General features: G+C 65.8%; 15 protein-coding genes. 2 read left to right on the plus strand and 13 right to left on the minus strand.

Going from position 1 to position 19,802, the window contains the following annotated elements; all coding sequences use genetic code 11:
* Positions 1 to 418 (plus strand): ArsB/NhaD family transporter (locus GOOTI_RS23565; protein WP_007241113.1); only part of this gene is annotated, 418 nt, incomplete at its 5' end.
* 15 nt (positions 419 to 433) lie between these two features.
* Here the strand turns inward: GOOTI_RS23565 and GOOTI_RS23570 are convergent.
* From GOOTI_RS23570 to GOOTI_RS23605, 8 genes are all read right to left on the minus strand, one after another.
* Positions 434 to 1,639 (minus strand): alpha/beta hydrolase family protein, encoded by a 1,206-nt coding sequence (locus GOOTI_RS23570; RefSeq protein WP_039994635.1) that lies wholly within the window; start codon positions 1,637 to 1,639, stop codon positions 434 to 436.
* A 67-nt stretch (positions 1,640 to 1,706) separates the two neighbouring features.
* Positions 1,707 to 3,353: an AMP-binding protein gene (locus tag GOOTI_RS23575; protein ID WP_007241115.1), complete on the minus strand. Its 1,647-nt coding sequence runs from the start codon at positions 3,351 to 3,353 to the stop codon at positions 1,707 to 1,709.
* 95 nt (positions 3,354 to 3,448) lie between these two features.
* Positions 3,449 to 4,624, minus strand: a complete 1,176-nt coding sequence (locus GOOTI_RS23580) for a lipid-transfer protein (RefSeq protein WP_007241116.1) — start codon at positions 4,622 to 4,624, stop codon at positions 3,449 to 3,451.
* Positions 4,624 to 5,034 (minus strand): MaoC family dehydratase, encoded by a 411-nt coding sequence (locus tag GOOTI_RS23585; RefSeq protein ID WP_007241117.1) that lies wholly within the window; start codon positions 5,032 to 5,034, stop codon positions 4,624 to 4,626. The genes GOOTI_RS23580 and GOOTI_RS23585 overlap by 1 nt, the downstream gene beginning before the upstream one ends.
* Positions 5,031 to 6,122: a bifunctional MaoC family dehydratase N-terminal/OB-fold nucleic acid binding domain-containing protein gene (locus GOOTI_RS23590; RefSeq protein ID WP_007241118.1), complete on the minus strand. Its 1,092-nt coding sequence runs from the start codon at positions 6,120 to 6,122 to the stop codon at positions 5,031 to 5,033. The genes GOOTI_RS23585 and GOOTI_RS23590 overlap by 4 nt, the downstream gene beginning before the upstream one ends.
* Before the next feature lie 11 nt (positions 6,123 to 6,133).
* On the minus strand, positions 6,134 to 7,297 hold the full coding sequence (locus tag GOOTI_RS23595) for an acyl-CoA dehydrogenase family protein (RefSeq protein ID WP_007241119.1): 1,164 nt from the start codon (positions 7,295 to 7,297) through the stop codon (positions 6,134 to 6,136).
* A gap of 67 nt (positions 7,298 to 7,364) precedes the next feature.
* On the minus strand, positions 7,365 to 8,459 hold the full coding sequence (locus GOOTI_RS23600; RefSeq protein WP_007241120.1) for an acyl-CoA dehydrogenase family protein: 1,095 nt from the start codon (positions 8,457 to 8,459) through the stop codon (positions 7,365 to 7,367).
* A gap of 117 nt (positions 8,460 to 8,576) precedes the next feature.
* Positions 8,577 to 10,769 carry an acyl-CoA dehydrogenase family protein gene (locus GOOTI_RS23605; RefSeq protein WP_007241121.1) on the minus strand — a complete coding sequence of 731 codons (2,193 nt, stop codon included), beginning with the start codon at positions 10,767 to 10,769 and terminating at the stop codon, positions 8,577 to 8,579.
* A 131-nt stretch (positions 10,770 to 10,900) separates the two neighbouring features.
* Between GOOTI_RS23605 and kstR the strand changes: the two genes are divergently transcribed.
* The gene (kstR, locus tag GOOTI_RS23610; protein WP_007241122.1) at positions 10,901 to 11,623 is read left to right on the plus strand and encodes a cholesterol catabolism transcriptional regulator KstR; all 723 of its coding nucleotides are present in this window, start codon (positions 10,901 to 10,903) and stop codon (positions 11,621 to 11,623) included.
* 39 nt (positions 11,624 to 11,662) lie between these two features.
* On the opposite strand, the gene GOOTI_RS27120 is transcribed toward kstR, so the two are convergent.
* The 5 genes from GOOTI_RS27120 to GOOTI_RS23635 all read right to left on the minus strand — a co-directional run bounded on the left by GOOTI_RS27120 (position 11,663) and on the right by GOOTI_RS23635 (position 19,779).
* Entirely contained in the window at positions 11,663 to 12,313 is a 651-nt protein-coding gene (locus GOOTI_RS27120) for a LysM peptidoglycan-binding domain-containing protein (RefSeq protein ID WP_007241123.1), read from the minus strand.
* 153 nt (positions 12,314 to 12,466) lie between these two features.
* Positions 12,467 to 12,778 (minus strand): Rieske (2Fe-2S) protein, encoded by a 312-nt coding sequence (locus GOOTI_RS23620; RefSeq protein WP_007241124.1) that lies wholly within the window; start codon positions 12,776 to 12,778, stop codon positions 12,467 to 12,469.
* Positions 12,775 to 15,246 carry a nitrite reductase large subunit NirB gene (nirB, locus tag GOOTI_RS23625; RefSeq protein WP_007241125.1) on the minus strand — a complete coding sequence of 824 codons (2,472 nt, stop codon included), beginning with the start codon at positions 15,244 to 15,246 and terminating at the stop codon, positions 12,775 to 12,777. The genes GOOTI_RS23620 and nirB overlap by 4 nt, the downstream gene beginning before the upstream one ends.
* Positions 15,246 to 15,599: a hypothetical protein gene (locus GOOTI_RS23630; RefSeq protein ID WP_007241126.1), complete on the minus strand. Its 354-nt coding sequence runs from the start codon at positions 15,597 to 15,599 to the stop codon at positions 15,246 to 15,248. Before GOOTI_RS23630 ends, nirB begins: the two co-directional genes overlap by 1 nt.
* Before the next feature lie 52 nt (positions 15,600 to 15,651).
* Positions 15,652 to 19,779, minus strand: coding sequence for a bifunctional nitrate reductase/sulfite reductase flavoprotein subunit alpha (locus GOOTI_RS23635; protein WP_007241127.1), 4,128 nt, complete (start codon positions 19,777 to 19,779; stop codon positions 15,652 to 15,654).
* Positions 19,780 to 19,802: the final 23 nt, after the last annotated feature.

The raw sequence follows: 19,802 nt of genomic DNA on the forward strand, positions 1-19,802 counted from the left end.
GTTCTTGATCTTCGTGGCAGCACTGGGCGTGATCATCCTGCCTGTGCGGAACGGACCTGTCGGTGATCTCTTCTCGACGTTGATGCCGTCGGGTACCGGGCTCGTGGCGCTGCTGTGCGCCGCGATCATCGCCGCGGTGGCAGCGAACCTCTTCAACAACCTTCCGGCGACACTGCTGCTGGTCCCGCTGGTGTCCGGTCAGCCCGCACTGGTTCTCGCCGTACTGCTCGGTGTCAACATCGGACCCAACCTCGCGGTGTTCGGATCACTCGCCAACCTGCTGTGGCGCGATGTGATGCGCCAGCACTCGGCGTCGACGTCGTCGCACGTGTACCTGAAACTCGGCGCCGTGTCGGTACCGCTGACGCTGATCACCACCGTGCTCGCGCTGTGGGCGGGGCTGAGCGCGTTCGGCTGACCTCGACGGGTTGGATCAGCGGAACAGGTTCGCCACGAACGGGATCGAGTCGACCTTCGACGCGTTGACCGTGCCGCTGTGATCCTTGTCGGGATAGAAGCGGAAGGTCACGGGCTGATTGTTCGCTTTGAGCCGTGAGACGAGCAGCAGCACACCTGGTGTGTTGACGTCGGTGTCGCGGCCGCCCTGCCCGATGAAGAACGGTTTGTCGTATCCGTATTCGGGGATGCCCATGTACTCGGTGAGCGTGGCCTGGAAGCCGGGGATCTCGGTCAGCGGGCGGCTCAACAGCTTTCCGGGGTCGACCTTCTGGGAGCGCACCAGCCCGCCCAGTTCGTCGTCGGAGTCGCAGAGCGTTTCGGCCTCGTCCACCCAGTAACGCCCGTACGGCGTCAGGAACGAGTTGATGTTCCACTCGGGAAACGTCGTTCGCAGGCCGGACAGGATGTACATCACGTAGATCGTGGTGTTGGGCGAGACCCCGCCGAGCGGGACCGGCGACGGGCGCCCGAGCGCGGCGACCAGATTCTCGATGTAGGCGGGCACACCGGTCCCGACGGCACCGCGATAGTCGAGGTCCTTGCCGCCGAACTCGGTTGCGTACCGCGCTGTGGTGATCGCGGCACCGCCACCCTGCGACTGCCCGACGACCGCCCACTTCCGCGACAACTGCGGGTAGACCGCCCGCGCGGCCTTCACACTGTCGACGATGCTGTGTGCCTCGACCCGGCCGTTCAGATACGGATGGTTGCCGGGAGTACCCAACCCGACGTAGTCGGACGCGACCACCGCGTAGCCCTGAGACATCCACGAGTGCAGGTAGTCCCAGTCACGCTCGACCGCAACAGGTCCCCCGATCGAGTACGCGCAGTGGTCGGCGAGACCCGTCGTTCCGTGTGCCCAGGCGATGACGGGCCAGCCGCCCTTGGGAGGCGTTCCCGGCGGTAGGTACACGGCGCCACTCGACAACGCGGGCGCCTCGCGTACGCCCTTGGTCCAGTAGGTGATCCGCTTGGCGTCGACGGCACCGGGAACGGTGATCCGTGCGGGCAGCGGCGCGGTCGAGACAACGGCGCCCGGCGCCCCGGTTGGCGCTGCGTCCGCAGGCGGAGCACCCGTGACCGCCGCCGTGGTTCCCACGGCGATTGCCACGGCCGTCACCAACACGCCCACCCGACGTCCGACTCTGCTGCGTTCACTCACGCTGAACACCGTATACATTGACCGGGCGACACGCAGCGGATGCCGAGCATTCACGAGAGCGAATCGGATGCACCCACGCCGAGAGTCACACCCCAGCCGATTCCGGCGTCGCGGGCGCGTCAGCGGCGGTCGCCTTCGCCCACTTGTAGTCGGCCTTGCCCGCGGGAGTCCGCTTGACCTCGTCCACGAACACGACGACCCGCGGAACCTTGTAGCCGGCAAGCGATTCGCGACAATGCAGCTGCAAGTCTTCGAGGGTCGGCTCGGGCTCGCCGTCGGCGACCGCTACCACCGCTCCGACTTTCTGGCCGTATCTGGCGTCCGGTACGGGAACCACCAACGCGTCGGCGACGGCGGGGTGTGCGTGGAGGGTCGCCTCGACCTCTTCGGCGTACACCTTCTCGCCCCCGGTGTTGATGCACTGCGAACCACGTCCGAGGAACACGATCGTGCCGTCGGCCTCGACCGTTCCCATGTCGCCGAGGATCGAGATGCGTCGACCGTCCGGCAGTGTCGGAAATGTCTTGGCCGACTTCGCCTCGTCCTTGTAGTAGCCGAGAGGGACGTTGCCGATGCGGGCGATGTACCCGACATCGCCCGAGCCGGGAACGATTTCGCTCAGTGACTCGTCGACGACCATCATCTTGTCTGTCGGCGGCACGCGGAGATTCCCGTCGTCGTCCATCACGATCTCGCCGTCGTTGCCCGATTCGGAGGCCCCGAAGTTGTCGCGCAGCACCAGATCGGGTTTGACCGCGGCCATCCTCTCCCGCACGTGCTGTGACCAGATAGCCCCGCCGGAGGTGATGGAGAACAACGACGACAGATCGACCTCACCCTTGCGTCGTTCGAGTTCGTCCACGAGCGGCATACCCATCGCGTCGCCCACGATGAGGATGATCTGGATCTGCTCCGACTCGATACCCGACACGATGGCCTCGGGATCGAAATCGCGCATCAGCACCAACCGCCCACCGAGCGTGAGGAAGGTGAACAACGAATACGACGCCGCGCCGTGCATCAGCGGTGCGGCGATGTTGAAGGCGATCGACGGGAAATCCTTGACCGCGGCACCGATCTCGGCGAGGTCCTTGCGTGCCTCACCGTACGGGTTGCCGCCCGAGATCGGCTTGCGGAAGAAGTCGTCGTGACTCCAGATGACACCCTTCGGATACCCGGTGGTACCGCCCGTGTAGAGCAGGTAGTGCTCGTCACCGGTGCGCTCCTCGAAGTCCCTCTTGTCGGGGAGTTCCTCGGACTCGCCGAACGACACGACCTCCACCGTCCGGCCGTCCGGCAGGTCACGCGCGGCGGCACTGAGCTCGTCGACGACGTCTCCGATCACGAAGACCGTTCGCACCAGAGGTAATTCGGCGAGAAGAGTGGCGACGCTACGCTGATGATCCGGTTCCTCGACGACGATCCCCCGCGAGTCGGAGTTGTCGAAGATGTAGCCGAGCTCGGCATTGGTGTAGCGATAGTTGACGTTGACCGGGACCGCTCGGACCTTCAGCAGACCGAGCAGGCTCGTGACGTGTTCGACGCTGTTCTTGAGGAACAGCGACACGTTGTCGTCGAGTCCGATGCCGTGCGCGGCGAACAGGTGCGCGACCTGATTGGCGAGTCGGTCGAGTTCGGCATAACTGATCTGGCGCCCGCCGTAACTGAGGGCGATCCGCTCGGGGACAGAATCGGCGACCGTCTCGAAAACGTCGGCGAGGTTGAATTTCATTGCTTCTGGCTCCTCTTGCTGCACTGCTTGTCGACCCATGTCGTTGTTCGTCCTGCGTTCACCGCGCGGGCGCGGCGCTCACGCCGCCAACTCTCCTAAGCCGCCGTCAACACCAAACCGCTTGTCGGGACGCCCGTTCCGGCTGTCACCACCACCCGCCGGGCTCCCGGCACCTGGTTCACCGACGTTCCCCGCACTTGCCGTACCGCCTCCGCTATTCCGTTCATCCCGTGGATGTAGGCCTCGCCCAGTTGCCCGCCGTGGGTGTTGAGTGGGAGTCGACCGCCCACCTCCAACGCGCCCGGTTCGCGAACGAAATCCGGCGCCTCGCCGCGGCCACAGAATCCCAATTCCTCCAACTGCAGCAGCGTGTACGGCGTGAAGTGGTCGTAGAGGATCGCCGCGTCCATGTCGTCGGGTCGCAGTCCCGACTGGCACCAGAGTTGCCTACCCACCAGGCCCATTTCCGGAAGCGCTGCCAGTTCGTCACGGTAGTAGCTGGTCATGATGAACTGGTCGACCCCACTGCCCGACGCCGCTCCCGAGATCACCGCGGGCGGATTGCGCAGATCCCGGGCACGCTCGGCCGACACGACGACGATGGCCACACCGCCGTCGGATTCCTGACAGCAGTCGAGCAGATGCAGCGGCTCGGCGATGTAGCGCGAATTCTGGTGATCGGCGAGCGTGATGGGCTTGCCGTAGAAGAAGGCCTCGGGATTGTTGGCGGCATGCTGACGATCGACGACGGCGATGCGTCCGAAATCCTCACTGGTGGCGCCGAACTCGTGCAGATATCGCTGTGCGACCATGGCGACGAATGCCGCCGGGGTCGACAGGCCATGGGGATAGCTGAACGCGTTGTCGGTCCCCGACGAGTTCTCCTGATTGGCCACAGCCGAGTTGACCTGTCCGAAGCGCAATCCCGACCGTTCGTTGAACGCCCGATATGCCACGACGACGTCGGCGACTCCCGTGGCCACGGCCATCGCTGCCTGCTGCACCGTCGAGCAGGCTGCACCCCCGCCGTAGTGGATGCGCGAGAAGTAGGTGAGTTCGGGGATTCCCACCGCTCGGGCGACCGCGATCTCTGCGTTGGTGTCCATGGTGAAGCTCACCAGACCGTCGACGTCAGCAGGGGTCAGTCCCGCGTCGGCGAGAGCCGACTGTACCGCCTCGGCCGCCAATCGCAGTTCGCTGCGCCCGGAGTTCTTGGAGAACTCGGTGGCACCGATCCCGGCGATCGACGTTGCACCGGACAGGCTACCCATCAGTGACCTCCCCAGGTGAGCGTGACCGTCGAGATCACGTGTTTGCCGAGCGCATTGGTTCCGGTGACGGCCACGGTGACCAGATCTCCGTCGACCTCGGTCACCTCACCGCTGAATGTCAACGAGTCGTAGGCATACCACGGCACACCGAGTTTGAGTCTGATCGACCGGATTCTCGACGTCGGACCCGCCCAGTCGGTGACGAAGCGTTCGACGAGTCCTGTGTCGGTGAGGATGTTGACGAAGATGTCCTCGGACCCCTTGGCCTGCGCCAGATCGCGGTCGTGGTGTACGTCCTGGAAGTCGCGGGTCGCCAGCGCCGTCGACACGATGAACGTAGGAGTCGCGTCGATCGTCAGCGGCGGCAACGTCGTTCCCACCTCGACGGTCGGAACTGCGCTCGTGGTCACTGCGTCTCCTCTGCTGTCGGGCGCCACGCATACAGCGTCCAGGCGTCGGTTCCTGATGCCTCGTCGGCGGGGAAGTCGAGGAACATCGCCTCGACGCGCTGGCCGATGTGCACGTCCGCAGGGTCGGTGTCGCGCAGCTCACCGAGCATGCGGATGGGCGCCGCGAGCGGCTTGCCCGCGCTGTCCCCGTCCCTGATGGCATCAGGTCTGTCGAGTTCGACGAGCGCGACCACGAAGGGGAGTTCACGTCCGGGCACCTTGGGCGCACGGTGCACCACGTAGCTGTACACCGTGCCGGTGCCAGGAGCTACCACGTAGTCCGTCGTCGGCACTGTCCCGTCGGAGTCCCGCGGCTTCCACGTCGCGGGGATCGGCGGATGACGCAGCGAACCGTCGGCCGTCTGTTGGATGCGCAGTTCGTGGGCGGCAACGCCCTCCCAGAAGAATGCCGTGTCACCGGACGCGCTGGGCCGCAACATGTGTGCGGGATCCAGATCTGCGGGTACGCCCTCGGCCCCGATCTCCGACGGCGCCGACTCGGGTGGCCTGAACTTCAGGATGCGGAAATCCATCTCGGCGACGACCTCGTCGCCGACCGACCACGTGTTACGCGTGGTGAAGAACCATCCCTCCCCGAGGGCTGTCTGCTTGGGTCCGGCGATGTCAACCAGCTCGGCCGACAACGAGACCTGTTCGCCCACACTCAGATAGCGGTGATAGGTGGTGTCACAGTTGGTCGCGACCACCGACGTGTATCCCGCCTCGTCGAAGAGCTCCGACGCCCGCCCCAGAGGATCGTCGTCGGCGCGCATCCCGTGCAGCCCGCGCATCGTCCACACCTGCGCCATGGCAGGTGGTGCGACGACCCCGGGGTGTCCGGCTGCTCGAGCGGCGTCGTCGTCGACGTAGACGGGGTTGGTGTCGCCGATGGCCTCGACCCAGTTGTTGATCATCGGTCGGTTCACCGGATCGCGCCCGTACACCGGGCGGCTCGCACCGGCATCGATGATGGCCTGCGCGGCGGTACGGATGTTCTCGACGGAGCGGTCGCCGGTCATCGGCTCACCCGTCATCGCCTCACCCGTCATCGCCTCACCCGTCATCGCTTGGCCCTGGGCAATCCGAGTCCTGCGGTGCCGATCATGTCTCGCATCACCTCGTTCACCCCACCACCGAACGTGATCACAGCGTTCCGCTTCTCCTGCACGTCTAGCCATTCGACGAGTGCCGCGGTGTCGGGATCGGTGAAGTCGCCGTAGCGGCCGACGATCTCGTCGACCATCCGGCACACCTTCTGCACCCGTTCCGTCGCAAAGACCTTGGTCGCCGCCGCGTCGGCCATGGAGATCGCCTCGCCGGTCGAGGCGACCTGCCAGTTGAGCAGTTCGTTGATGCGCGCGTAGGCGTCGATCTCCGCCAGTGCGCGTGCGACGTCGGTGTGCTTGGCGATCACCGTGCCGTCGGGACCCGGCCGCGAGGCCCACTCCCGCACGCGGGCGGCAAGGCCTTCGATGCGCCCGGCGGGCCCCAGCATCACCCGCTCGTGGTTGAGCTGGGTGGTGATGAGCTTCCACCCGTCGGCGTCGTCGCCCACCCGCATCGACACCGGCACGCGAACGTCGTTGTAGTACGTGGCATTCACGTGATGCGCGCCGTCCGCGGTGATGATGGGCGTCCAGCTGAATCCGGGATCCGAGGTGTCGACGATGAGAATCGAGATGCCCTTGTGCTTCGGTGCCGACTTGTCGGTGCGCACGGCCAGCCAGATGTAGTCGGCGTCGTGGCCACCCGTGGTGAAGATCTTCTGGCCGTTGACCACGTAGTGATCGCCCTCGCGCACCGCGGTGGTGGTGAGCGAGGCCAGGTCGGTGCCCGCCTCCGGCTCGGTGTAGCCGATCGCGAAATGCACGTCGCCGGCGAGAATTCGGGGCAGGAAGAGATCCTTCTGCTCATCGGTTCCGTGTGCCTGCAGGGTAGGCCCGACGGTCTGGAGGGTCACCGCGGGTAGCGGCACATCGGCGCGCACAGCCTCGTTGGTGAAGATCTGCTGCTCGATCTCGCCGAAACCCTTGCCGCCGTATTCCTTCGGCCAACCGACACCGAGCCAACCGTCGCGTCCCATCTGTGCGATCACGTCCCGATACGTGGGTCCGTGCCGCTCCGTGAGCATGATCTTCGCGGCCCCCGGGCCCACCAGGTCGGCGAAGTACTCACGCAGTTCGGTGCGCAGTCGCTTCTGCTCCGGCGTGAGGTCTATGAACATCGGTTGCGTCCCCTGTGCGGTGTGTTCTGTACGACGTACGTGTGGTGACCGAATCCTGTTGGCATGGTCAGGAACTCGACGTCCCGGCGAGTTCGTCGAGACGTGCGTTCGCTCCCCCGACAAGTCGGGCGACGTCCTTCGCGATCGAGAAATAGCGATGCAACGGATAAGTGAGATCGACCCCGACGCCGCCGTGCAGGTGAGTCATCGTCCTCATCGCCGCGGGGATCTCTGCTGCCGTCCAATACGAGGCGATTCCCAGATCCTGTTGTGCGTCGAGACCTTCGGACAGTCGCCATGCTGCTGCGGTCGTCGACAACGTGAGTGAGCGGCCCACCACGTAGATGTCGGCGAGCTGCTGGCCCACCGCCTGGAAGAGCGCGATCGGCTTACCGAACTGGTTGCGGTTGGACACGTGGTCGGCGGTGATGCGGGTGGCGCCCGCGACGAGGCCGTCGGCATACGCGGTCAACGCGAGGCGGAACCGGTCGCGCAGCGGCGCGACGTCGCTGCACAGCACATCGGTGTCGGCGATCCCGACGTCGTCGAAGCGCACGGTGTACTCGCCCCAACCGCTCGAGGTCGGTGTGCGCGTGATCGACACCCCGTCTGCATCGGCAGCAACCGCAACCACCCCCGCATCACTCGCGGTCAGCAGTGTCGACGCACCGTGGGCATGCAGCACACCGGTCTTGGTGCCCGACAGCCGACCGTCACGCAGCGTGGTGCGCGGCGTCGACGTCAACGCGTCGCCCGGCTCGCCGATGGCGACGGCATGCCACGTGCCGCCGGCACACGTGGGTGAGCAGCGGTCGCGCGCGGCATCGTCGAGTGTCTGGAGGAACAGAGCCGACGTGAGGGTGCCGAGCGCGGGCGTGACCGCGGCTGCCGAACCCAACTGGCGGAGCAACGGCAACAGCTCGGCGACGCGGAGGTCGTCGCCGCCGAGGGATTCCGGGAGCGGCAGGGACAACAACCCGGCGTCGCGCAACGACGTCCAGAGCGGACGGTCGAAGTCCTCGCGGTGTGCGACCTGCTCGGTCGATTCGCCCGCAACGGCACGTCCTCCGAAGAGTGAGGTCCAGTCGGGCTCGTGTCGCGCGAACACGTCTCGGGCCACATCGGCGACCGCTTGTGCCGGGCTGTCCATGCCGAAATCCACCGACGATCCCTTCTCGACCCACCTACAAAACTAGAACTCGTTCTAGTTGTATCAGACTGGACCGTGCGCGTGGGCGAATTGGCAGTTGATCTGCTGATTCCCCGTACCGACGACCTTTCAGTGACGGGGCAGACCGAGAATTCGTTCCGCAGCCGCTGTGCGAAGGATCTGCGTGGTGCCGCCCGCGATCGACAGGCACCTGTTCTGCAGTAGCTGGTCGGCAGCGTCACTCGCCCCGACTCCATCGACACCTAGTAGATCGAGACCGAACTCGGGCACCGACTGGCGGTGCGCGACACCGATCAGTTTGCGCACGCTCGACACCGCACCGGGATCGTGGCCCGCCAACCGCCTGGCTACCGCGAGAGCGTCGAGGACGCGTCCGACGTGCGCGTCGGCGACCAACTCGCCGAGCCGCCGCAGCTCGTCGCCGGTCAGTTCCCGATCCATCGATTCGATCTGACCGAGTAACGCATCCATCTCCTTGCCGAGACCCGACCCGCCCATCGCTACACGTTCGTTGGCGAGCGTCGTCCTGGCCAGCCGCCAGCCACCGTTGAGCTCACCGACGACGCACTCGTCGGGAACGAACACGTCGTCGAGGAAGACCTCGTTGAAGTTCGCCTGACCCGACAGCTCGCGTAGCGGGCGGATGTCGATGCCGCTCGAGGACATGTCCACGAGGAAGTAGGTGATACCCTTGTGTTTGGGCGCCTCGGAATCGGTGCGCGCCAGACAGATCCCCCATTGCGCGTTGTGTGCCTGCGATGTCCAGATCTTCTGACCCGACAGGTTCCACCCGCCGTCGACGCGGGTGGCCCTCGTCCGCAGCGACGCGAGGTCGGAGCCCGCCTCGGGCTCGCTGAACAGCTGACACCAGACGATGTCCCCGACGAGGGTCGGGCGCACGAAGCGCGTTCGCTGCTCATCGGTTCCGTGTTCGAGGATGGTCGGGATCGCCCAGGCACCGATCACCAGGTCGGGCCGCTCGATGCCCGCGCGTTCGAATTCCGCATCGATGAGCAACTGCAGTGCCGGGTCGGCACCGAGTCCGTGCGGCGGGGGCCAATGCGGTGTGAGATAACCGGATTCGGCGAGCAGTTGTCGCCTCTCCTCCGGTGCGACCGCGGCGATCTCGGCGATCTCGGCCCGGATGGCGTCGCGTCGGTGTTCGACGGAGCTGAGGTCGAGTTCGAAGCGTCGTCGGCCGCCGAGCATGCCGAGACGGCCGAGGTGCTCACGCTGCGCCGACGCCGCCGCCGTTGCCGCACGCATCGACAATGCGGCGCGCAGATAGAGGTGAGCGTCGTGCTCGAAAGTGAATCCGATGCCGCCGAGCACCTGGATACAGTCCTCGGCGGTGGCGACGGGCAACGACGCGATCAGCACATCGGTGGCGAGTCGGCTGAACGCGAGTTGGTCGCGGACGGACTCCCCGGCATCCGCACCAGGTGGAGCCGCCAGCGCGTCGTCGACCGCACGCGCGAGGTCCCATGCCGCGGCCGTGACCTGTTCGCTGCGGCAGAGCATGTCGGCACAGATGTGCTTGACGGCCTGGAAGGAACCGATCGGCGCGCCGAACTGGGTACGCACCTTGGCGTAGGCGACGGCGGCGTCGAGCGCCCACCGCGTCACTCCGCTGGCGTACGCCGCCGCAGTCGCCGACAACGCGCCCGTGATCAAGTCACCGTCGTCCACGACGAGCAGATCGTCGGGGTCGACCCCGGTGATCCACAGACGACTCACCGATCCCCGACCGTCGACACTCGCCATCGGCACGACTTCCCGCTCGCCAACACCCGGCGGGATCACGTGCCAGCCGGCCTCGACGCCCGTGCCGGTGAGTCTCGTGAGCACCGCGCTGCCGTCCACATATCCGACGACGACGCCGAGATCCACCCCGCCATCGGACACGACCGCCTCGGCACCAGCCCGCGCGAGCGCCGGAACCGCAGCACCGACCTGTCCGGACGCCAGTGCGTCGAGCAATCCCGCCGCGTGGGATTCCACCGACATCGACACCGCGAGTGCCGCCACCAGGGTCTCGCCGATGGGGCCCGGCACCAGACTCGTGCCACATTGCTCGACCATCGCGGCCACGTCGGCGAACGTCGCGCCGACACCGCCCTGTGATTCGTCCAACAGTGCGGCGAACAGTCCCAGTTCGGCCAGCTCCGGAAACAGCTCGCGCCACTGATCGCGCGATTTCTCCAGGTCAGCACGTATGATGTCGGTGGTGCGGCGTCGTGTCGCCCACCCGGAGATGGCCTCGCAGACGGCGAGCTGTTCGGCGGACGTGGCAAGGCTCACGCTGAAATCCTCTGCATGTCGGTTGTGGCGAAGAATTAGAACCTGTTCTAATAGTCCACGGGGGTATTTGTCCACCAGGCTTTCGACACCCGCGGGCGTCGGAGGGTACGAGATGAGGATGTCGCCTACACATGACCCGGTCGTCCGAAGATGCCGTGCCACAGAAGTCGGCACCGAGTCCGAGCAAGGGAACCTCGTCGAAGGCGGCCCCCCAGAAGCAGGGCACTGAGCCGTCCGCACCCTCGGGCGGCGCGGCGTCGACGACCGAAAGCGGTTCCGCTGCGCAACGCGACCGTCGACGGCGCATTCTCGACGCCACTCTCGCACTCGCCTCCAAGGGCGGATACGACGCCGTGCAGATGCGGACCGTCGCCGAGAAGGCCGACGTCGCAGTCGGCACCCTGTACCGCTACTTCCCGTCGAAGGTGCACCTGCTGGTGACCGCGCTCGCTCGCGAATTCGAGCGCGTCGAGACACGCGTCGACCGCTCGCAGCTGCAGGGCGACAACGCGATCGAACGACTTCGGCACGTGCTGGACATGATCACGTTCGCCATGCAGCGCGACCCGCTGCTGACCGAGGCCATGACCCGTGCGTTCATGTTCGCCGACGCGTCGGCGACCGCCGAGGTCGACCAGGTCGCCTCGATCATCGACCGCCTCTTCGCCGGTGCGATTGTCGACGAGGGCGAGCCGAGCGACGAGGAACTCGCCATCGCCCGGGTGCTCTCGGATGTGTGGATGTCGAATCTGGTCCAGTGGCTCACCCGCCGCGCGTCAGCCACCGACGTCACCAATCGACTCGAGCTCACCGTGCGGCTGCTCCTCAAGGACAGGGTCGCCGCCGACGCCTGATCGGGTCGGTGCACGCGGGCGGCGTCGACCACGGCGCCCTCATGAGGGCATCAGCAGCGTCTGTCCCGAGACCAGCGTGAAGGGAAATGCCAGATTGTTCGCGGCGGCGACGACCTGCACCCACGTGTCGATGTCGTCGTCTGATCCGTACTGCGCCGAGCAGATGCCGAAGATGGTCTCGCCTCCGACGCTCACGCGCTGGTTGAGTCCCGGAATACGCAGGACCTGACCCTTCGACACCTCTTGGGAGCCGAGACCATTGACCGCTCTGATGACGCCCGCCAGATCACCGTCGCCGTAGAACTCCTGCGCGACGACGGTCAGTGTCTGGTCGAACGGTGACGTGTACGTGGTTGCCTCGTCACCCAGATCCGGCATCCTCAGCCAGGCACGGTTCTCGATGGGATGCTGAGCCACCCCGTTGGCGATCTCCCACATCAGTTGAGTCGCGGGATCCGTGGTGCCGTAGGCCAACTGCGTGATCTCCTGCCGCAACGCCGGATGGTCGACGACGCACACTTGAAGCCTGCGAGTCACATACGGGATGTCGAGGATCTGCCCAACCTCGATGTGGTCCGGATTCGCGAGCTGGTTCGACGCCGCGATGACCGGATAGAGATCAGCGTCGCCGTATTCGGTTTCGGCGATCCGGGAAAGCGTGTCGCCCGCGACGACCGTGTACTTCTTCATGGGTTCTCCTCGGTGTCACCCAGGCTGGAGTCGACCCCGCCATGGGAGGGGATGACGCACGTCGGCGACGTGGTCCGACTCACAGCGTGACGCGGCGACACCAGGACCGATCGGGTAGTCGGCTACTTGAATCGCGTCGGCCGACCTACCCGATCAGTCGAGGTCGACCGAGATCTCGCCCGCGGCATCGGCGCGTACCGGATACGCGCGCACACCTGCCCCACCGAACGCGACCTCGTCGCCCGTGGACAGGTCGTAGGTGTGATTGTGCAGCGGGCAGACGACGACGCAATCGTCGATCAGGGCGTCGGCGAGCGGACCACCGCGGTGTGGGCACACGGCGTCGAGTGCACGCAGCGAATCGTCGCGCAGTCGGAACACGGCCACCTGGGTGCCGGCCACTCCGAAGGCGCGCCCCTCTCCGCGTGGGATGTCGGCGATGTTGCCGATGCTGACCTCGCTCATCGGACCGGCACCTGCGGCAGCGGCAACAATGGCAGTGCAGAACGGAACTGGCCGGGTGTGGCGGGCTCCTTGCCGTCCTGCCACGGATCGCGGTAGGCGTCGACGGAGCGCTGCATGTTGGTATCGAGTTGCTGCGCAATGCCTTCGGCATCGTCGACGACGACGGCCCGGATCTTCTCGATACCGTACCGCGGCACCCAGGCGTAGGTGCGCTCGAGCCATTTCGCGTTCTCCCGGTAGTACTGGAGGAATCGCCCGGTCAGGGTCATCACCTCGTCGGGGCTGTCGACGGTCGCGAGCAGATCACCTTTGCGGATATGCGCGCCCGCGGCGCCGCCCACGTAGATCTCCCACCTGCCGCCGTCGATCGCGACGACGCCGAGGTCCTTGCAGAGGGCTTCGGCGCAGTTGCGCGGGCACCCGGTGACCGCGAGTTTCATCTTGGCAGGACCCGCGATTCCCTGATATCGCTCTTCCAGCGCAATTCCCAGAGCAGTGGAGTCACCGACACCAAATCTGCAGAAGTCGCTGCCCACACAGGTTTTCACGGTGCGGAAACTCTTGCCGTAGGCATATCCCGACGGCATGTCGAGATCGGCCCACACATTCGGCAGATCCTCCTTGCGCACGCCGAGCAGATCGATGCGCTGACCGCCGGTGAGCTTGATCATCGGTACGTCGTACTTCTCGGCGACATCGGCGATCCTGCGTAGTTGATCCACACTCGTCACACCGCCCTTCATCTGCGGCACGACAGAGAATGTGCCGTCGCGCTGGATGTTCGCGTGCACCCGGTCGTTGATGAACCGCTCGGCGCGTTCGTCGATGAAGTCGGCGCCCCACATCATCTCGAGCAGCGACGACAGGCCCATCTTGGAGTTGGCGTCCTCTTTGCCGTCCGGGGCGAGCGCGGCGAACACCGACCGAACCGAGTACAGCTTGAGTTCTCGGATGAGCCGCATCAGTTCCGGCTTCTCGTACGGAATACCGGGCACATACCAGTTCGCAGAAGGGTCCTCGGTGACCACGCCTCCGGCAGCCCATTCGACGACCTGCGCGACAAGGGATTTGCACGACCCGCAGCCTTTGCCCGCACGTGTCGCGGCCATCACGCCGGACACCGACGTGGTGCCGTCTGCGACGCAGGAGACGATCGTCGCCTTGTCGACTCCGTTGCAGTTGCACACCTGGGCGTCGTCGGACAGTTCGGCGACTCCTGTCGCGGCGCCCGGTGTTCCGATGTCGAACATGAGCGAGAGCCGTTCGTCTGGCAGTTCGCTGCGCTGGTCGAACGCCTGCATGAGGAACGAGACCTTGCTGACGTCCCCGACGAGCGTGGCGCCGACGAGCTTGTTGTCACGGATCACGACGGTCTTGTACACGCCGTGCCTCGGCTCGTAGAACTGCAGGAACTCGTCGTCGTCGAATTCTGGTGCCTTGACGCCCATCTGGGCCACATCAACCCCTGCGACCTTGAGTTTCGTCGACGTCCGCGAACCGCGATACGACGCCGACGCATCCGCTGCGGTGATGTGATCGGCGAGCACCTTCGCCTGCTCCCACAGCGGTGCGACCAGCCCGTACACCTGACCACGATGCTGTGCGCACTCGCCGACGACGTAGATGTCGTCGTCGTCGATCGATCGCATGTGGTCGTCGACGACGATCGCGCGTTCGACGGTGAGACCGGCACCACGAGCGAGACCGACGTTGGGACGAATCCCGGTGGCGAGAACCAAGAGATCGCAGTCGAGCCGCTCCCCGTCGGCGAATCCGACCGCGGTGATGGCGTTCCCGGCGTCGGCATAGGCGTGTGTCGTACGTTTACCGGTGACCACCTCGAGCCCTGTTGACTCGATCGCGCTGCGCAAGACCGCACCACCGGTGTCGTCGAGTTGGGCGTTCATGAGGATCGGTCCCGAGTGGACGACGGTGGCGTCGAGTCCCCGACCGTGCAGCCCGTAGGCGGCTTCGAGCCCGAGCAGCCCACCACCGATGACCGCGGCGTGCGTTGCGTCGCCCGCGTGCTCGATGATGGCGTTGGTGTCGTCGAGACTGCGGAAGCCGAAGACCCCGCCGAGCAGTGTCGTGTCGTCGACCCAGAGTCCGTCGATCGGCGGGAAGAACGCCCGACTGCCCGTCGCGATGACGAGTTTGTCGTAGCCGACCCTCGAACCGTCGTCGGCCAACACGACTTTGGCGTACGGATCGATCCGGACCACCCGCACGCCCGCCCGCAGGTCGATGTCGTTGTCGCGATACCAGTCGACGGTGTTCAGGTAGATGTCGTCGGGGGCATCGGTGCCTGCGAGCACATGCGAGAGTGCAATGCGGTTGTAGTTGCCGTACGGTTCGTCGCCGAACACGGTGATCGCGAACTGCGACGCCCCGCCCCTGGCGATGATCTCCTCGATCGTCCGCGCGCCCGCCATACCGTTGCCCACGACGACGAGCGAGTCCATCGGCATCAGAACTCCACCAATCCGAGGTCGATGACGACCGTCCCCTGCGTCGACGCGGGTGCGGTCAGCGCCAGGGACAGTTCGGCTCCCTCGATGAAGTCCTCAACGAGTCGTAGGGGCACGTGGGTGGCGCCCTGTGCCGGAATCGGGAAGTAGCGCACCGGTTCACCGTTGTGCATCAGCGCCACCGTGATCATCGAGTCGGTGCTGTTACCTCCGCGGAAGTACACCGCCTGCAGCGTGGCACCGTCGGGAACCGTGATGGCCAGGGAGGCGTCGATCGCGTCGAGGGACTCGAACCCCTTTCCGACAAAGGGGAATCGTCCCTGGAGGAATCGCGGAGTGCTGGTGTCGCTCATGGGCGGAAGGTGCCTCTCTGGTCGGTAATGCTGTGGGGCTGTTCACGAACTGCTAGTACACGTCTCGGACGTACCGTTTCTCGGCCGCGAGCGCCTTGACGTAGGCCTCGGCACTGGGACCGGAGAGCTTTCCGTGTTCGGCGACGACGCGGGTCAGTGCGGCGTCGACATCGCGCGCCATGCGTGCCTTGTCACCGCACACGTAGAAGTAGGCACCCTCGTTGAGCCAGCGCCACAACTGCGCACCTTTGTCGATCATGCGGTCCTGGACGTAGACCTTGCGCTCCTGATCCCGCGAGAACGCGAGGTCGAGGTCGGTGAGAAAGCCGTCGGCACGGAAGGATTCGATCTCATCTCGATAGTAGAAGTCGGTCGCCGCATGCTGTTCACCGAAGAACAGCCAGTTGCGCCCGGTGTGTCCGAGCGCTCGACGCTCGTGCAGGAATCCGCGAAACGGTGCGATCCCGGTACCGGGACCGACCATGATCATCGGCGCGTCCGGGTCGGCGGGCGGTGCGAAATGGGCCGAGTGCTGCACCCAGATACTGATCGGGTCGCCGTCGGCGCGGTCGGCGAGATAGGTCGAGCAGACGCCGTGGCGCGCTACACCGTGCACGTTGTAGCGCACCGCCGACACCGTCAACTGCGCCTCGTTCGGGTTCTCCTTCGGACTCGACGAAATCGAGTACTGGCGCGGCGCAAGGGGTTTGATGACATCGAGCCATTCGTCCACCGCCGCGCGGACCGGGAAGGCGGTGAGCAGGTCGGCAGACAGTCGCCCCCACATCCAGTCGTCGAGCACGTCACGGTTGTCCGGGCGTAGTAGTTCGGCGAGGTCGGCTGACCGATGACGATCGGATACGAAGGACAACAATCCCGGGGTGATCCGCGTGATGTCGAGCCGCTCGTACAGTGCGCGGTAGAGCAGCATCTCTTCGTCACCGAGGGTGATGATCTGATCGCCGTCGAGCCCGGTGAGGGCAAGGAACTCCTCGACGTACGCCGGACTGTTGCGCGGGCAGACGACCAGGGCGTCTCCCGCCTCATAGGTAAGGGTGTCGTCGGGGAGCGCGAATCCGAACTGACGGACGTCTTTGCTCGACCCGGGCACGCTCAGTCTGGTGTTGCGGATCAGGGAGGTCACCAACGGGTTCTTGCGGCCGTACGGAATGGGCTGCGCGCTCGGGGCGGTGTCGACGGGCGTGGCCTCAGGCGCCTCGGGTGTAGCGACACCCCCCGATGCCGCGACCTCGGCTGCCAGTTCCCCTGTGACCGCGTCGAGCCAACCCTGCGCGGTGGTCTCGAAGTCCGGCTCGCAATCGGCTCGCTCCACCAGCCGGGTGGCGCCGAGCTGGGCGAGTCGATCGTCCAATTTCCTTCCGAAACCGCAGAATTCGTCGTAACTGGGGTCGCCGAAGGCGAGGACTCCATACCGCAGCCCGGCCAACGACGGCGCGCCGTCGCCGCTGAGAGCGTCCCAGAAGGCGCTGGCGTTGTCCGGCGGGTCGCCGTCGCCGGTGGTCGAGGTGACGATCAGGACGGTCCCCTCGGACGTCAGAGCATCGACACCCGCGTCGTCGAGCGTCCGTGTGACCGCGGTGACTCCGGTCGCCGCCAGCGAATCCGCCACGGTCGGGGCGAAGTCCTCGACCGTGCCGGTCTGCGATGCCCACAGCACCTCGACCGTCGGCGCCAACGCACCGGGTTCGTCGGCCCCCTCGGTGGCCGGACGCTGCTCCCCTGTGGTCCCCGCAACGCGCGAGAAGGCGCCGGCCAGCACGCCGTCGACCCACGCGCGGTGCTGCGTGGAGAGCGGTGCTTGTGCAGGCAGCACCGGCACTCCCACCACGGATTCGTCGCTCTGCAGACCGGTCAACACACCGGCCACGTACGCCTGCTCGACCTCGGACAGTTCCGGAGGGGCAGGTGCAGTCGATAGTCCCAGCGCCACGGCAAGGCTCGAACCGGCAGCGGGCATCGCTTCTGTTGCCTGCGCGGCGAGCTGCGTCGGCACCTTCTCGAGCGCCACAGCACTGACCTTGAACTCGGGTTGCAACGACGCCGGGTCGACGGCGTCGTTGGTGACGGCGTTGATGGCGACGTCGGGGCCGAACATGTCACTCCAGTGGAAGGGCGCGAAGCAGTTGCCCGGCCGTACCCGATCGGTGATCACCGCGGGAAGCACCGCCGCACCGCGCCGGGACCGGATGCGTACGGAGTCGCCCTCCGAGATCTGTTGCGCCGCAGCATCGTCGGGATGCAGTTCGACGAAGGGTGCCGGATTGAGCTTGTTGAGCTTCGCGACACGTCCCGTCTTGGTCATGGTGTGCCACTGGTGTGCCAGTCGTCCGGTGTTGAGGATCAGCGGGAACTCGTCGTCCGGCATCTCGGCGGGCGGAAGGAACGGGCGCGCGTGGAACACGGCTCGGCCACTGGGCGTGGGGAACACGAAGTCGGGGACGGAGCCGTCGGCTCGGGTCAGCCTGGTCTGGCTCCGACCGTCGTTGAGATAGCGCACCGGATGACGGTCGGCGTCGTCGTCGGGTGGGCACGGCCATTGCAACGGCGTTTCCCGCAGCCGCGCGTAACTCGCGCCACGAATGTCCCAGCCGGTCTTCGGGTTCCAGAATCTCCTGATCTCGTCGAATACCTCTTCTGCCGTCTCGAAGGAGAATCCGTCACGGTAACCCATCTCGGCGGCGATCCGGCAGATCAACTCCCAGTCGGGCAGAGCATCTCCCGGCGGCGACACCGCACGTTGGAACAGGGTGAGATTGCGTTCGGAATTGATCATCACGCCGTCGGACTCGGTCCACAGTGTGGCGGGCAGAGCCACGTCGGCGTACGGCAGGGTCTCGTTCTCGGCGAAGACGTCCTGCACCACGACGAGTTCACATCGCTGCAGTGCTTCGATCACCTTCGACCGGTTGGCCACGCTGGCAACGGGATTGGTGCAGATGATCCAACACGCCTTGATCTCGCCTGCCGCCATCTGGTCGAACATGTCGATCGTGCCTGCGCCGACATCGGGTCGAATGGAGCCTCGTGGAACTCCCCAGACGTCCTCGCAGAAGTCACGGTCGGCTTCCGACAGCACCGCCCGTTGGCCGGGAAGTCCCGGCCCCATGTAACCCATTTCACGGCCACCCATGGCGTTGGGCTGTCCGGTCAGCGAGAACGGTCCGCTACCGACACGGCAGATCGCACCTGTGGCCAGGTGCAGGTTGACCAACGCGTTGGTGTGCCAGGTCCCGTGGACCGACTGGTTGAGACCCATCGTCCAGCAGCTCATCCAGTTGGCGGACTCGGCGATCCAGGTGGCAGCGGTGCGGATGTCGGACTCGGGGATGCCGGTGATCTCACTGACGTGTGCGGGCGTGTAGTCGGCGACGAACTCCTTGGTGGCGTCGAATCCCTCGGTGTAGTCGGCGACGAAGTCGTGATCGACCGCATCGGCCTCGATCAGCAGATGCAGCAGCCCGTTCAACAGTGCGAGATCGGTGCCCGGCGCCACCTGCAGGAAGAGGTCGGCCTTCGCGGCGGTGGCCGTGCGTCGCGGATCGACGACCACGAGCTTCGCGCCCGCCTTGACCCGCTCCATCATCCGTAGGAACAGGATCGGGTGGCAGTCGGCCATGTTGGAGCCGATGACCAGGAAAAGGTCGGCGTTGTCGAAATCCTGATAGGAACCGGGCGGCCCGTCGGCGCCGAGGGACTGCTTGTATCCGGTTCCCGCGCTGGCCATGCACAACCGCGAGTTGGATTCGATGTTGATGCTGTGCAGGAAGCCCTTGGTGAACTTGTTGGACAGATACTGGGCTTCCGTCGACATCTGACCCGAGACGTACACCGCGACAGAATCGGGGCCGTGTTCGTCGGCGATCGCGCGCATGCGCCGCGCCGCGAAGCCGATGGCCTCGTCGATGCCCACGGACTCCCGCTCGCCGTCGCGACTGGTCCGCATCGACGCCTTCTCCATCCGGCCCGGTGCTGCGAGCAGGTCAGACGTGGTCGAGCCCTTGGTACACAGCCGACCGAAGTTCGTCGGGTGGTCTTTGCGTCCGGTGGTCTTGGTCACCAGCGGCAGGTGATCGCCGTCGGGCGCCGACACGTGCAGGACCATTCCGCACCCGACCCCGCAGTATGCGCAGAGAGTGTCGACGGTGGTGGTCTCGGCCATGACTCCATGGTCGAACGCCCATG

The organism is Gordonia otitidis NBRC 100426 (genome assembly GCF_000248075.1).
In the GTDB taxonomy this organism is placed as follows: Bacteria; Actinomycetota; Actinomycetes; order Mycobacteriales; family Mycobacteriaceae; genus Gordonia; species Gordonia otitidis.

Excerpts from the sequence above, each read along its gene's own strand:
- GOOTI_RS23620 (WP_007241124.1), bottom strand. The coding sequence starts at position 12,778 with ATGAGCGAGGTCAGCATCGGCAACATCGCCGACATCCCACGCGGAGAG.
- GOOTI_RS23595 (WP_007241119.1), bottom strand. The coding sequence starts at position 7,297 with ATGTTCATAGACCTCACGCCGGAGCAGAAGCGACTGCGCACCGAACTG.
- GOOTI_RS23635 (WP_007241127.1), bottom strand. The coding sequence starts at position 19,779 with ATGGCCGAGACCACCACCGTCGACACTCTCTGCGCATACTGCGGGGTC.
- GOOTI_RS23575 (WP_007241115.1), bottom strand. The coding sequence starts at position 3,353 with ATGAAATTCAACCTCGCCGACGTTTTCGAGACGGTCGCCGATTCTGTC.
- GOOTI_RS23590 (WP_007241118.1), bottom strand. The coding sequence starts at position 6,122 with ATGACGGGTGAGGCGATGACGGGTGAGCCGATGACCGGCGACCGCTCC.
- GOOTI_RS23630 (WP_007241126.1), bottom strand. The coding sequence starts at position 15,599 with ATGAGCGACACCAGCACTCCGCGATTCCTCCAGGGACGATTCCCCTTT.
- GOOTI_RS27120 (WP_007241123.1), bottom strand. The coding sequence starts at position 12,313 with ATGAAGAAGTACACGGTCGTCGCGGGCGACACGCTTTCCCGGATCGCC.
- GOOTI_RS23570 (WP_039994635.1), bottom strand. The coding sequence starts at position 1,639 with ATGTATACGGTGTTCAGCGTGAGTGAACGCAGCAGAGTCGGACGTCGG.
- GOOTI_RS23580 (WP_007241116.1), bottom strand. The coding sequence starts at position 4,624 with ATGGGTAGCCTGTCCGGTGCAACGTCGATCGCCGGGATCGGTGCCACC.
- nirB (WP_007241125.1), bottom strand. The coding sequence starts at position 15,246 with ATGCCGATGGACTCGCTCGTCGTCGTGGGCAACGGTATGGCGGGCGCG.
- kstR (WP_007241122.1), top strand. The coding sequence starts at position 10,901 with ATGACCCGGTCGTCCGAAGATGCCGTGCCACAGAAGTCGGCACCGAGT.